Source organism: Candidatus Pelagibacter sp. PS_43, assembly GCF_059417795.1.
In genome coordinates, this window is sequence record NZ_CM182066.1 from 1,089,930 (window position 1) to 1,105,175 (window position 15,246).

General features: G+C 32.5%; 13 protein-coding genes. All 13 read right to left on the reverse strand.

Annotated elements, in window-relative coordinates:
• From AC5SLL_RS05935 to AC5SLL_RS05995, 13 genes are read right to left on the reverse strand one after another with little or no spacing between them, the layout of a single operon-like run.
• Positions 1–2,907: a 2-oxoglutarate dehydrogenase E1 component gene (locus AC5SLL_RS05935; protein ID WP_494586453.1), complete on the reverse strand. Its 2,907-nt coding sequence runs from the start codon at positions 2,905–2,907 to the stop codon at positions 1–3.
• 34 nt (positions 2,908–2,941) lie between these two features.
• Positions 2,942–3,817: a succinate--CoA ligase subunit alpha gene (gene sucD, locus AC5SLL_RS05940; RefSeq protein ID WP_494586454.1), complete on the reverse strand. Its 876-nt coding sequence runs from the start codon at positions 3,815–3,817 to the stop codon at positions 2,942–2,944.
• A 1-nt stretch (position 3,818) separates the two neighbouring features.
• Positions 3,819–4,979, reverse strand: coding sequence for an ADP-forming succinate--CoA ligase subunit beta (gene sucC, locus AC5SLL_RS05945; RefSeq protein ID WP_494586455.1), 1,161 nt, complete (start codon positions 4,977–4,979; stop codon positions 3,819–3,821).
• Positions 4,979–5,941, reverse strand: coding sequence for a malate dehydrogenase (gene mdh / locus AC5SLL_RS05950; RefSeq protein WP_494586456.1), 963 nt, complete (start codon positions 5,939–5,941; stop codon positions 4,979–4,981). Before mdh ends, sucC begins: the two co-directional genes overlap by 1 nt.
• An 8-nt stretch (positions 5,942–5,949) precedes the next feature.
• Positions 5,950–7,443, reverse strand: coding sequence for a CoA-acylating methylmalonate-semialdehyde dehydrogenase (locus AC5SLL_RS05955; protein ID WP_494586457.1), 1,494 nt, complete (start codon positions 7,441–7,443; stop codon positions 5,950–5,952).
• 24 nt (positions 7,444–7,467) lie between these two features.
• Positions 7,468–8,241 carry a succinate dehydrogenase iron-sulfur subunit gene (locus tag AC5SLL_RS05960; RefSeq protein ID WP_494586458.1) on the reverse strand — a complete coding sequence of 258 codons (774 nt, stop codon included), beginning with the start codon at positions 8,239–8,241 and terminating at the stop codon, positions 7,468–7,470.
• Positions 8,241–10,016, reverse strand: a complete 1,776-nt coding sequence (sdhA, locus tag AC5SLL_RS05965) for a succinate dehydrogenase flavoprotein subunit (protein ID WP_494586459.1) — start codon at positions 10,014–10,016, stop codon at positions 8,241–8,243. The genes AC5SLL_RS05960 and sdhA overlap by 1 nt, the downstream gene beginning before the upstream one ends.
• Positions 10,013–10,342, reverse strand: a complete 330-nt coding sequence (gene sdhD, locus AC5SLL_RS05970) for a succinate dehydrogenase, hydrophobic membrane anchor protein (protein WP_494586460.1) — start codon at positions 10,340–10,342, stop codon at positions 10,013–10,015. The genes sdhA and sdhD overlap by 4 nt, the downstream gene beginning before the upstream one ends.
• Before the next feature lie 5 nt (positions 10,343–10,347).
• On the reverse strand, positions 10,348–10,722 hold the full coding sequence (gene sdhC / locus AC5SLL_RS05975) for a succinate dehydrogenase, cytochrome b556 subunit (RefSeq protein ID WP_494586461.1): 375 nt from the start codon (positions 10,720–10,722) through the stop codon (positions 10,348–10,350).
• Complete coding sequence (locus tag AC5SLL_RS05980) at positions 10,712–11,719, reverse strand: aspartate-semialdehyde dehydrogenase (RefSeq protein WP_494586462.1); 1,008 nt, start codon at positions 11,717–11,719, stop codon at positions 10,712–10,714. The genes sdhC and AC5SLL_RS05980 overlap by 11 nt, the downstream gene beginning before the upstream one ends.
• Positions 11,720–11,738: 19 nt before the next feature.
• On the reverse strand, positions 11,739–12,848 hold the full coding sequence (locus tag AC5SLL_RS05985; protein ID WP_494586463.1) for a dimethylsulfoniopropionate demethylase: 1,110 nt from the start codon (positions 12,846–12,848) through the stop codon (positions 11,739–11,741).
• On the reverse strand, positions 12,845–13,621 hold the full coding sequence (locus AC5SLL_RS05990) for an alpha/beta fold hydrolase (protein WP_494586464.1): 777 nt from the start codon (positions 13,619–13,621) through the stop codon (positions 12,845–12,847). The genes AC5SLL_RS05985 and AC5SLL_RS05990 overlap by 4 nt, the downstream gene beginning before the upstream one ends.
• A gap of 8 nt (positions 13,622–13,629) precedes the next feature.
• Positions 13,630–15,246, reverse strand: a complete 1,617-nt coding sequence (locus AC5SLL_RS05995; protein WP_494586465.1) for an acyl-CoA synthetase — start codon at positions 15,244–15,246, stop codon at positions 13,630–13,632.

Below are 15,246 nucleotides of genomic sequence, written 5' to 3' on the forward strand. Positions count from 1 at the left end.
TTATTCAAAAACCTTGTTAATAATCTCTTGTTGTTGTGAAATGTGTCTTTTTGCATATCCTGTTGCTGGAGATGCATCTGGACTTCTTCCTATATAAGAAATTTTACTATTATTAGCGTTAATAGTTTCTAATGTCCATTGTATATAGTCTCTTACTGAGAACCATCCGCCCATATTTTTTGGTTCTTCCTGGCACCAATAAAACTTAGCATTTTTAGCGTAAGGTTTAAGTTCCTTTACAAGAGTTTTTGCAGGAAATGGATATAGTTGTTCAATTCTGAACAATATTACATCATCTATTTTAAGTTTTTCTCTAGCATCCAATAAATCAAAATAAACTTTACCTGAGCACATTATTACTTTTTTAATCTCTGAAGCTTTTCTTAATTTTATAAAACCATTAGTTTTTGGGTCCACAGCATGGTCCCATAATATTCTATGAAATGAATTTTCTTTATTAAAATCTTCTAAATTTGAAACACAATACTTGTTTCTTAATAAAGATTTTGGTGTCATCATAATTAATGGTTTTCTAAAATCTCTATGCATTTGTCTTCTTAGTGCATGAAAATAATTTGCAGGAGTAGTGCAATTCATTACTTGCATGTTGTCATTAGAACATAGTTGTAAAAATCTTTCTAAACGAGCTGATGAATGTTCTGGGCCTTGACCTTCATATCCATGTGGTAAAAGCATTACTAAACCTGATGCTCTTGTCCATTTTCTTTCTCCTGATGCAATAAATTGATCTATTACTACTTGTGCTCCATTAGCAAAATCTCCGAACTGAGCTTCCCATATTGTAAGTGTGTTAGGTTCAACAAGACTGTAACCATACTCAAAACCTAGAACTGCTAATTCAGATAAAAAGCTGTCGACTACTTCAAATTGCTTTTGATTTTTTGAAATATTATTTAAAGGGACATAACGACTATTATCTTTTTGATTTCTTAAAACAGAATGTCTCTGGCTAAAAGTTCCTCTACCAGAATCTTGGCCAACTAGCCTAACTGGATATCCTTCTTCTAATAAAGATCCAAATGCCAACGCTTCTGCAGTTGACCAGTCTATGTTTGATCCATTTTCGACTGCTTTTTTTCTTGAGTCTAGTATTTTGGTTATTGTTTTATGTAAATTTAATTTTTCAGAATAAGAATTTATTTTTTCTGAAATCTCTAAAAGTTTTTTAGTATCTGCACCTGTTACTCCTCTTTTATCTTTTCCTTTTTCAGGTTTATATGCTGACCATGTGCCTTCAAACCATTCTATTTGTGGTTTGTAATTTTTTGCATTTTTAAGTTGATCATCAAGTAAATTTTTAAATTCTTTTATTGAGTTTTCTAAAATATCATTAGTAATTGTATTCTCAGATATCAATTTATTCCCATAAACATTTACTACAGAGGGATGTGATCTAATTTTTTCATACATCAATGGCTGAGTAAATGAAGGCTCATCTCCTTCATTATGACCAAATCTTCTATAGCAAATCAAATCTATAACCACGTCTCTATTAAATTTTAATCTAAACTCTGTAGCTATTCTTGCCGCATAAACGACAGCTTCTGGGTCATCTCCATTAGCATGAATAATTGGAGCATCAACCATTTTTGCTACATCAGATGGATAAGGTGAAGATCGTGCAAATCTTGGACTTGTTGTAAAACCTATTTGGTTATTAACAATAATATGAATTGTTCCACCAGTGTTATGACCTGGTAATCCAGACATTGCAAAACATTCGGCTACCACACCTTGGCCTGCAAATGCAGCATCACCATGTATCAATATGGGTATTACTTTATTTCTCTCTTTATCTTTATGAAAAAATTGTTTTGCTCTTGTTTGCCCAAGCACTACTGGATTAACTGCCTCTAAGTGAGATGGGTTATCTGTTAAACTAACATGCACAGAGTTTCCATCAAACTCTCTATTTGAAGATGCACCTAAGTGATACTTAACATCTCCAGCTCCTTCTTCTGATGATGCATTAATTTCTCCAGCAAATTCATTAAATATTCTTTTATATGATTTTTGCAAAACATTCGCTAATACATTCAGTCTACCTCTATGTGACATTCCAATCTTAACCTCTTTGACTGCAGACTGGCCACTAATCTTAATTATTTGTTCCAAAGCAGGAATTAAACTTTCTGCACCATCTAGTCCAAATCTTTTTGTTCCTACATATTTTTTATGTAAAAATTTTTCAAAACCTTCCGCTTGTATTAATTTATTTAAAATTGCTTCTTTACCATTTTTTGTAAAATTTAAGTTGTCTTCTGACTTTTCAATCCGATCTCTAAACCATTTTCTTTCAGTTGGATTTGATATATGCATATATTCATATCCAATTGGCCCACAGTAAGTTTTTTTCAAAAATACTAATATTTCTTTTATATTCGATTGATCTTTATTTATAACACCACCTAAATAAATATTTTTTTCATAGTCACTTTTTTTAAAATCAAAAGACTCTGGATGCAGTTCATCTAGATAATCTGACTGTAATAATTGCAATGGATCTAATTTAGCTATGAGATGTCCTCTTTGTCTATATGATCTAATCATAGAGACCGCTTTAATTGAGTCTTCATTTGATTTAGATAAATTTATTTGACCTACATTAGCTTGCTGAGTATTGCCTGATGGACTTTCTTCTTCTTGTTCAATTTTTTTTTGAAGTTCATCTATATCAATTTTATTTTTTAAGCCCCAAGATGGTCCATTAATTTCCTTAGCAATCATACTTAAGTCTTCGCCTATACCTTCAAAGTAATGCTGCCAACTTTCTGGGAGATCTTTATCTTTATTGATAAATTTTAAATACATTTGTTCTATAAATGCACTATTTGATTTACTAAGAAATGACGTTTTTTCGAATTCGAGATTTTTTGATGATGACATCTATTTTATTGATATAATATCAGATAAATAATTTTCAATTAGATAATTTATTAAATAATGTTTTTCCTAGTTCAGATGGTGATTTTGCAATTGTAATTCCACATTCTTCCATTTTTTTAATCTTATCTTCTGCCCCACCCTTACCACCAGAGATAATAGCTCCAGCGTGCCCCATAGTTCTTCCTGGGGGTGCTGTTATTCCAGCAACAAACCCAACCATAGGTTTTTTTATTTTGTGGTTTTTAACAAATTCAGCTGCTTCTTCTTCTGCAGAGCCACCAATTTCTCCTATCATAAGAATAGATTCCGTCTCATCATCATTTAAAAATAAATCCAAACAATCAATAAAGTTTGTTCCATTTATTGGATCTCCACCAATTCCTATACAAGTAGATTGTCCTAATCCATTTTCAGTTGTTTGAGCAACTGCTTCATAAGTTAAAGTTCCAGATCTTGAAACAATTCCCACTGAGCCTTTTTTGTGAATATTTCCTGGCATAATCCCAATTTTACATTCATCAGGAGTAATTATTCCTGGACAGTTAGGTCCTATCAATCGACTTTTTGAACTATTTAGCTTTTGTTTAACACGAAGCATATCTTGAATTGGTATACCTTCAGTAATACAAACTATAAGCTCAATAGATGCATCAATAGCTTCTATTATTGCTGCTGCAGCAAATTTTGCTGGCACATAAATCATTGTGGCATCTGCTCCAACTTCTTGTTTCGCATCAGCTACTGTATTAAATACTGGACGATCAAGATGTTTTTGTCCTCCTTTTTTTGGAGTAACTCCACCAACGAGATTTGTTCCATATTTTATGGCTTGCTCTGAATGAAAAGTTCCATGAGCACCTGTAAAACCCTGGCATATAACTTTTGTATTTTTATTTATTAAAACTGACATATTATTTTATTGCCTTTACAATTTTTTGGGCTGCATCATCTAGGTTTTCTGCTGAAATCAATTTGAGCCCCGAATTATCTAAAATTTCTTTTCCTTCTTTAAAGTTAGTACCAGCAAGTCTTACAACTAATGGAACACTTATGTTTATTTCTTTAGCAGCATCCACAACACCTTGTGCAAGGACATCACATCTCATAATTCCCCCAAATATATTTATTAATATTCCTTTAACATTTTTATCTGAAAGAATAATCTTAAGGGCAGCTGAAACTTTTTCTTTTGAAGCTCCTCCACCAACATCTAAAAAGTTTGCTGGCTCTTCACCATATAATTTGATTATATCCATTGTTGCCATTGCAAGACCTGCTCCATTGACCATACAGCCAATGCTTCCATCTAGCTTTATGTAAGCAAGATCGTGTTTACTCGCATCTATTTCTGCAGGATCTTCTTCATTTAAATCTCTAAGCTCGATTATTTCAGGATGTCTAAATAAAGCATTAGAGTCAAAATTAACTTTTGCATCTAAACAAATTATTTTTTTTTCTTTAGTTAATATAAGTGGGTTAACTTCAACCATGTTGGCGTCTGTGCCTAAAAACATTTTATATACTGATTTTATCAGTGCTATTGCTTGTTTTTTTGCATCATCCGCTAAAGCATAAATTGCAATTATTTTTTCACAGTCAGCAACAGAAATTTCATCAGTAATATCTATTTTAGTTGTTATAATTTTTTCTGGAGTTTTTTCTGCAACTTCTTCAATGTCCATTCCACCTTGGTCGCTGGATATAAATACTATTTTTGAACTTGCTCTATCTACTAAACAAGATAAATAGAATTCTTTATCAATATTAGAGGACTCTTCTACATATAATCTTTTTACTTCTCTTCCTGCTGGGCCAGTTTGATGTGTTACGAGTGTTTTTCCAAGCAATTCTTTTGCAGCAGCACTTAATTCATCAATTGTGTTTAAAATTTTTACACCTCCAGCTTTGCCTCGTCCACCAGCATGAATTTGTGCTTTTAAAACAAATTTTTCTGTTTTTAAAGATTTTACTTTTTTAATTAAGTCTTCAACTGTAAACGCAAAAACTCCTTCAGGAACTACCGCTCCATATTTTTTTAGAATTTGCTTGGCCTGGTGTTCGTGAATATTCATTATTTAGAAAGATCTGGATCTATTTTAGATGCGGCTTCCCAAAGGGCTTTAACAGCATCAATAGAGTGCATAAATTCCTTTTTTTCTTTTTCATCTAGATCGATCTGTTCTATTTTTTCTACACCGTTTTTTCCAATGATTACAGGTACGCCAGCATAAACATTGCTTACCCCATACTCTCCATTTAATTGAATGGCACACGGTAATAACTTCTTTTCATCTTTTAAGTATGCTTCTGCCATCTGAACTCCTGATGCTGCGGGTGCGTAAAATGCTGATCCCTTTTCTAAATATTTTACAATCTCAGCACCACCATCCCTTGTTCTTTGATTTATTTCTTCTAATCTTTCTTGAGTAATTTTACCTTCTTTAACCAAGTCTAATAAAGGTTTTCCTGAAACTTTTGTAAATCTTGGTAATGGTACCATTGTGTCTCCATGACCTCCCATTACCATTGCGTCTATTTCTTTTACAGGAACATTAAGCTCTTCTGATAGAAATAATTTAAATCTTGAGCTATCTAAAATTCCTGCCATTCCAACTACTTTATTAGCTGGCATACTAGAAAATTTTTGAAATGCCATTACCATTACATCAAGTGGATTTGTGATACATATAACAAAGGCATTAGGTGCATTTTTTTTTATTCCTGCTGCTACTTGTTTAATAATCTTTAAATTAATCCCTAATAAATCATCTCTACTCATTCCTGGTTTTCTTGGAACTCCTGCAGTTATTATAATTACATCTGAGTCTTTAATGTCTTCATAATTATCTGTACCTGAAAATTTTACATTAAAACCATCAACAGATGATGATTGGGCAATATCTAAAGCTTTTCCTTTAGCTATACCGCTGGCAACATCAAAAAGGACAACTTCATTGGCTACTTCTTTAGTTCCAATTAAGTGTGCTAAAGTTCCACCAATTTGTCCCGCACCTATTAGAGATATTTTTTTCATATTTTTTCCTATTTCATTGTTGGCATGACGAATTCTGCATTTGATCTAATTCCAGAAGGCCATCTTGAAGTTACTGTTTTTAATTTTGTATAAAATTTAATTCCTTCAGCACCATGCATTGCGCTATCTCCAAATAATGATCTTTTCCAACCACCAAAACTATGAAATGCCATTGGCACAGGTATTGGTACATTAATTCCAACCATGCCAACTTGGATTTTGCTTGCAAAAGTTCTTCCAGCATCACCGTCTCTGGTATAAATGCTTACTCCATTTCCATACTCGTGATCATTAATCAATTTTGTTGCTTCTTCAAAAGTTTTTACTCTAATAACTGATAAAACAGGTCCAAATATTTCTTCTTTATAAATTCTCATATCTTTTTTTACATGATCAAATAAGCAGCCTCCTATAAAAAAACCATTTTCATAACCTTGAAGCTTAATATTTCTTCCATCAACAACTAATTTTGCACCTTCTTCAACTCCAAGATCGACATAGCTTTTTACTTTTTCTAAATGATCTCTAGTAACTAAAGGACCCATTTCAGATGTTTTATCCATGCCAGGACCAACTTTTAAAGCTTCTGCTTTTTTTGATAAACGAGCAACTAATTCATCTCCTATGTCTCCTACAGCAACTGCTACTGATTGAGCCATACATCTTTCACCTGCTGAGCCATATGCAGCACCCATTAGTCCATTTACTGCTCCATCAAGGTCACAATCAGGCATTACAACTAAATGATTTTTTGCACCACCTAAAGCCTGTACCCTTTTTTCATTTTTTGCAGAATTTTCATAAATATACTTAGCTATAGGAGTAGAGCCCACAAAGCTTACTGCTTTAACATCTTTATTAATTAAAATCGCATCAACAGCTTCTTTATCTCCATTAATAACATTAAAAACACCATCTGGAAGTCCAGCTTCTTTTAATAATTCTGCTAATCTTAATGGGCAAGACGGGTCTTTTTCTGATGGTTTTAAAATAAAGGTATTTCCACATGCTATTGCAATTGGAAACATCCACATCGGTACCATTGCTGGAAAATTAAAAGGTGTAATACCCGCAACCACTCCTAGTGGTTGACGCATTGACCAGCTATCTACATTTGTACCTACATTCTCTGAAAACTCTCCTTTAAGTAAATGTGGAATTCCACATGCAAATTCAACAACCTCCAATCCTCTTGTTAGAGACCCTTTTGCATCTTCATAAACTTTACCATGCTCTGAAACAATTAATTTTGTAAGTTCGTCTGAATTCTTTTCTATTAGTTCTTTAAATTTAAACATTATTCTTGCTCTTTGAAGAGATGGTTTTAATGACCATGTTTCAAAAGCCTTTTGAGCAACAGCTACTGCCTGATCAAGATCGAGCTTGCTTGCAAGCCTAACTTCTGACTCTTGTTCACCAGTTGCTGGGTTAAAAACTTTACTTTTTCTATCAGAAGAGCCCGAAATGAGCTTTCCTCCAACGAAATGTTCTATTAAATTCATGAATGCTGTTATTTAAAGCGGTAATTAGGCTGTTGCAAGCATTTTCTTTAATTCAGCTATAGCTTTTGCAGGATTTAGTCCTTTTGGACAGGCATTAGTACAATTCATAATAGTATGACACCTATAAAGCTTAAGCTCATCAGCTACTTTTTTTAATCTCTCTTTTCTTTCGTCATCTCTACTATCAACTATCCATCTGTACGCTTGTAGTAATACAGCAGGCCCTAAATATTTGTCACCATTCCACCAATAACTTGGGCAGGATGTTGAGCAGCATGCACACATAATGCACTCGTACGCTCCATCTAGTTTTTCTCTATCTTTTTTAGATTGAATAATTTCAGTTGTTTCAACTTTAGTATTAGTTTTTAACCAAGGCTCTATTGACTGGTACTGTTTATAAAGTCCATTTAAATCCCCAATCAAATCTCTTTTAACTTTTAAATGTGGAAGAGGATAAATATTTATATCACCTTCAATTTCAGAATGAGGCGTTGTACATGCAAGACCATTCTTACCATCCATATTCATAGCACAAGAACCACAAACACCATGAGCGCAAGATCTTCGATACGCTAGTGATGGGTCTATTTCACTTTTAATTTTATTTAATAAATCTAGAACTTTTGTAGGACAGTTGTCCATATCAACTTCATATGTGTCTATTCTTGGATTTTCTCCAGTTGATGGATCCCATCTATAAATATTAACTTTTCTGATATTTTTTGATCCAGTTGTATCTTTGTAATATTTACCTTTTTGAACTTTAGAATTTTCAGGTAAACTAATTTGAACCATTAATAAACTCTCTCTTGTGGCGGAAAATATTGGACCTCATTTGTTAATGTTGTTTTATGAACTGGTCTATAGTCAATTTTAGTATTTTTTCCATCACACCAAGCAATAGTATGTTGCATAAATTTTTCATCATCTCTCTTTGGAAAATCTTCTCTAGCATGAGCACCTCTACTCTCTTTTCTATTATAAGCAGAATCAACTGTGGTAATTGCTTGTCTAATCAAATTATCAAATTCCAATGTTTCAACTAAATCTGTATTAAAAACTAAAGATTTATCTTTGACTGAGATTGACTTCATCCCATCATAAACTTTTCTTATTTCATCAACTCCTTCTTTTAAAGTCTTATCTGTTCTAAAAACTGCACATTTTGATTGCATGATCTTTTGCATTGAAAGTCTAAGTTCTGCAGTGCTAGTTTCTCCATTAGCATTTCTAAGTTTATCAAATCTTTCTAAACATTTTTCAGTCTCAGTTTCACTTACTTCTTCATGAGGTGTGCCAGGCTTTACTAATTCTGCAGCTCTCATTGCTGCAGCCCTTCCAAACACAACTAAATCAATCAATGAATTTGAACCCAATCTATTTGCTCCATGAACAGAAACACATGCAGCCTCTCCGATTGCCATAAGACCTGGAACAGTTTTTTCAGAACCATTAACGGTTAAAACTTCTGCTTTATAATTAGTAGGAATACCTCCCATATTATAATGCACAGTAGGTACAACAGGTATTGGTTCTTTTGTTACATCAACGTTAGCAAATAATCTTGCTGCCTCTGTAATTCCTGGAAGTCTACTTTCTATAATATTTTTATCTAAATGACTTAAGTGTAAATGGACATGGTCTTTTTCTTTACCAACACCTCTTCCTTCATTTATCTCAATTGACATTGATCTACTCACTACATCTCTAGATGCTAAATCCTTTGCATTTGGCGCGTATCTCTCCATAAACCTCTCGCCCTTTGAATTAACCAAATATCCACCCTCCCCTCTAACACCCTCTGAAATTAAAGTTCCATGACCATAAATTCCTGTTGGATGAAATTGAACAAATTCCATATCTTGTAAAGGAAGACCTGCTCTAAGTACCATTGCATTACCATCACCTGTACATGTGTGAGCTGATGTTGCAGAATAATAAACTTTACCATAACCACCCGTTGCAATTATTGTTATATGGGCTCTAAATCTATGGATAGTTCCATCATTTAAATTCCAAGCTATAAGACCTTTGCATTCACCATCTTTCATTATTAAATCCAACGCAAAGTATTCAATAAAAAATTCAGTGTTGTGCTTTAATGCTTGTCCATAAAGGGTATGAAGTATTGCGTGCCCTGTTCTATCGGCAGCCGCGCATGTTCTTTGAACAATACCATTACCATAATTTTTAGTCATTCCACCAAATGGTCTTTGATAAATTTTTCCATCATCTGTTCTACTAAATGGAACTCCATACTTTTCTAATTCTATTACTGCCTTTGGTGCTTCCTTACAAAGATACTCAATACTATCCTGATCACCCAACCAATCTGCACCTTTAACCGTATCATACATGTGCCATCTCCAATCATCTTCTCCCATGTTTCCAAGGGCAGCAGAGATTCCACCTTGTGCAGCAGATGTGTGACTTCTTGTTGGAAATACTTTTGATATACAAGCGGTTTTTAATCCTGCTTCACTCAAACCAACTGCAGCTCTTAAACCTGAGCCACCAGCGCCAAGCACAATAACATCATATTCGTGATCTATAATTTTGTAAGCACTCATATATTTAAATTAAATACTATAATAATCGTAATTAGTGGAACTACTATAGCAAAAATTTGTAATGCTTTGTTTGCGGCATTTTTGTTTTTTTCATCATTAATATAATCTTCAAATACCTCACTAATACTTAAATTAGAGAAAAAAAATGCAAGTATCAAAAATAATGAAAATAATATTTTTGATGATTTTGTAGAAAAAAAACCCAGCACATCGGCATAATCTTTATCAAAAATACCTACAAAATTTATTATAAACCAGCACATTAAAGGAACTAAAATAGCTGAGCTTACTTTTAAAAGTACCCACTTTTTAGTTACATTATTCATAAAAATTATTTTCCTAAAAGGTAAATTAAAATTGTTAATAAAAATGAGCCGATAATCACAACTAAACCTGTAATTTTAGTAGTTTTTAATTCAAAACCGTATCCCATATCCATTATTAAATGTCTTATTTCGCTGAGGATTTGAAAACTAAATGACCATGTTAATCCTAAAATTATAAATTTTCCAAACATGGATTGTAAAAAAACTTTTGTAAATTCATAACTAGTCTCTCCTAATAATAAAGAGGCAACCCAAACACATATAGCTGTGATTGCAACTATATTTATTATTCCGGTAATTCTATGAGAAATCGAAACCAAAGATGAAATATGCCATCTATAAACTTGTATATGAGGGGATAAAGGATTGTTATTTTCCATCAATATTTTTTTTAATTAAAGTTTCAGCAATTTCAACTGCATTTAATGCAGCTCCTCTTAGTAAATTATCAGAAACAATCCATAAGTTTAACGAGTTTTTATTTGTTTTATCTTCTCTTATTCTAGATATATAAGTTTCATCACTACCTTCAGCTTCAAAAGGAGTAATGTAGCCCCCATCTTCTCTTAAATCATGTACTTTACATCCCTTAGCGTTACTTAAGGCATCTTGAACTTCTCCTAAAGAAAATGGTTTTTCAAATTGAATATTCACTGACTCTGAATGTGAAACCATAACTGGAATCCTTACGCAAGTTGCTGTTAGTTCAATTTGCTCATCAAGTATTTTTTTTGTTTCATTTGTCATTTTTAACTCTTCTTTAGTGTAGCCATCATCTGAAAAAAGATCGATATGAGGTATTGCATTAAAGGCTATTTGTTTAGTAAAATTTTTAGATGTAATTTTTTTATTGTTTAACGATAGTTTAGTTTGTTCAATTAATTCATCCATTGGACCTTTGCCACCTCCTGAAACAGACTGATAAGTTGAAACAACTATTCTTTGAATCTTAAATAAATCATGTAAAGGTTTTAATACAATGACTAATTGTGCAGTAGAACAATTTGGATTGGCTATAATATTTTTTTTCATATTTTTAATAGCATCTGCGTTCACCTGAGGAACAATTAAGGGCACATCTTGATCCATTCTATAAAAACTAGAGTTATCAATAACAACTGAATGTTTTGCTGCTAATGGTGCATACTTCTCAGAAATTTTTCCTCCAGCAGCAAAAAAGGTAATTTTAGTTTTTGAAAAATCAAAAGTTTCAAGATTAAAAACTTCATGATCCTTACCATTAAAAACTATTTTTTGACCAGCACTTTTAGATGAGGCTACCAAAAATAATTCATTTATTTTTAATTTTTTCCTCTCTAATACTTCGAGAATTTTTCTTCCTACATTGCCTGTGGCACCTACAATTGCTATATTCATGATACTACAAGATTTTATACTAGATGAAGGGTAAATCGCAAACTTTTCCATCAAAAGTTTTACCATTTATATCAATTTTAAAAGTCTGAGTGTTTTTCCAAAAAGGTTTTTTAATCATGGCTATTCCAATTACTTGCTTAAATAGAGGAGAATAAGTTGCTGACCTTAATTCACCAATAATAACATTGTTAACATCATAAATATTTTTTGAAGATGTAAGACTTATTTCTTGTAAATCAATCTTTACCCCTTTTAACTTTTTTAGAGCTCCTTCGGATTTTATCTTTTTTAAATTCTCTTTACCTAGAAATTCAACCTCACTATCCAAAGAAACATATTGGTCAAAACCACATTCAAAAGGATTATCATTATTGTCAAAATCGTTCCCATAGGATAGTAGTGCGCTTTCAATTCTTTCTATTAAATTTGGACACCCAGGCTTTACATTATACTGATTTCCAACTTCAAATAATTTATCATATAGCTTTTTTCCTATCTCAGGATTTTGAATGTAAGCTTCAAATCCCCCTTGTTTTGACCAGCCAGATCTTGCTATTAAATGTTGTTCACCTTCATAGTCAAAATAATCAAAACCAAAAAACTTTAGTTCAGTAATTTTTTTTCCAAAAATTTCTTCCATTAGCGCAAAAGATTTTGGGCCTTGTATTGCAATTATATCTACAGTTGGCTCTATGATGTTAACTTCAAATTTATATCCGGATGCTAATCCTTTTGCATAAAATAATACGTCAGAATCTGCAATTGATATCCACCATTTATCGTCTGCTATTTTTAAAATTACAGGATCATTAACTAAGTTTCCTAAATCATCTACTATCGGGCAGTAATAACATCTTCCTATTTTTGATTTTGATAAATCTCTACATGTCATTAACTGAACTAATTTTGCTGAATCTTTTCCAGATATTTCAACCTGTCTTTCGGCAGCAACATCCCATACTTGAACATATTTTTTTAAATGGTGATATCCATCTTCAATTGAACCAAAGGCCGCCGGTAACAACATGTGATTATAGACTGTATAAGCTGTTACACCTTGTTTTTCTATTCTTGAGGTATAAGGGGTGCTTCTTAATCTTCTAGATTTTGCTATTGAATAATTTTTCATTTATTTAAAAATTCCAAAATCTTTTCTCGCATTTCAAAAGCTTTTTCAATCATAATCATATGTCCAGATCCTTTAATTATATGGGTAGTTGAATTTTTGACTAAATTTGCAAATTTTTTTCCACTTTCTAAATTAGCCATCTTGTCTAGTTCTCCCAATATAAACATAGCTGGACAATTTATAGCTTTAGCAGCATCAGACCCATTTTGATAATTATTACAGGCAACAAGATCAACTGCTAAAATTTCTCTGATGTCTCTGGGTGATTGGATTATTCTTTCAACTGGATTTCCGCCAATAAATTTTTTTGAACCTTCATATCCCCACTTCATCATTAATTTTACAGCATTAGAGTCTCCGTTTGTTGCTAGATCAATGAGATCTTTATGAACAGGCATTCGATAAGAGCCCCCAACAAAAACTATCTTTTTTAATCTATCTTTGTATTTAAATGAATATTCTAAAGCTTCTAGACAACCTTGAGAATGACCTACAAGAATTATATTATCCAATTTTAATTCTATAAATACTTTTTCCAGCCACTCAGTAATTTTTTCAATAGTATCAATAGATGGACCGTCAGAATTTCCATGCCCTGGTAAATCAATTGATAAAACATTAAAATTTTTATTTGAAAAAAATTGTTCGGTTAGAGACCAAACAATGTGTGAAAGGCCACTTCCATGTAGAAATACTATTGTATCTTTAGAATTATCTATGCCTTGTCCTGCATCTGAAGCATGAACACTTTTATTTTCTATGGTTATTATCAATCAATTACCTAAAATTTTTTTCTTAGTTCAAATTTTTGAATTTTTCCCGTAGAAGTTTTTGGTAATTCACAGAAAACAACTTGTTTTGGAACCTTAAAACTAGCCAAAGTTTCTTTACAGAAGCTTATTAATTCTTTTTCAGTTGTAGGCTTGTCTTTTACCATTTCAATAAATGCACATGGTACCTCTCCCCATTTTTCATCAGGCTTAGCAACAACAGCAGCAATTGATACTGAAGGGTGTTTAGAAAGCGTATTTTCGATCTCAATTGAAGATATATTTTCTCCTCCAGAAATAATTATATCTTTAGATCTGTCTTGTATTTTAACATAACCGTCTGGGTGCATTACCGCTAAATCTCCAGAATGAAACCAGCCACCAGCCATAGCTTTATCAGTTGCTGCTTTGTCCTTAAAATAACCTTTCATGACCACGTTACCTCTAAGCATAATCTCACCAATTGTTTTTCCATCTCTTGGAACTTCTTGCATAGTTTCAGGGTCCATAATAGTTGCACCTTCAAGATTAGGATACCTCACACCTTGTCTTGCTTTAATTTCATTTTGTTTGTCTTCATCAAATTCATTCCAATCATTATTCCAAGCGCACTGGGTAACATGACCATAAGTTTCTGTTAAACCATAAACATGCATTACTTCAAAACCAAGTTCTTTCATTTTTTTGAAAATTATACTTGGTGGTGGAGCTCCTGCGGTAAGCACATGAACTTTGTGTTTTAATTTTTTTCGATCACTTTCTGGAGCACCCGTAATCATATTTAATACGATTGGTGCACCTCCAAAATGAGTAACATTGTATTTATCAATTAACTCAAAAATCTTTTTAACATCTATATTTCTTAAACAAATAGTCCTTCCATTTAACATTGGAACTGTCCAAGGATAGCACCAGCCATTACAATGAAACATTGGAACAATTGTTAAAAAATTTAATCTGTTAGGCATATTCCATGCAACTGCACTTCCTGTTGCCATTAAATATGATCCTCTATGATGATAGACAACTCCTTTAGGATTTCCTGTTGTTCCAGAGGTGTAGCTTAATGATATAGCTTGCCACTCATCTTCTGGTCTTTTCCAAATAAAACCATCATCACCTGTTTCTAAGAAGCTTTCATATTCTAGTTCGCCAATTTTTTCTAACTTTGACTGATCTGCAAACTTATCGTGTATGTCGATAATAGTTATTTTTTTATCCAATTTACTTAATGCTTTTTTTACTTCTATGTGAAGTTGTCTATCTACTACTAATACTTTTGCATCACTATGTTTTAAAATATAAGAGATAGTATTAGCATCTAGCCTAATATTTATTGTGTTTAACACAGCACCCATCATAGGAACTGAATAATGAGCCTCAAAAATTTCTGGTGTGTTAAAAGCTAAAAACGAAACGGTATCACCTTTACTAACACCAATTTTTTCGAGTGCACTAGCAAATTTAGTGGTTCTTTTATAAACTTCAGCCCAAGTATATTTTCGATCTTCGTAAACAATTGCTTCATAATTTGGGTAAACATCTTTTGCTCTTTCCAAAAAAGATATCGGTGTTAATGGAACATAGTTTGCTGCATTTTTGTCTAAATTAGTATCGTAATGACTCAT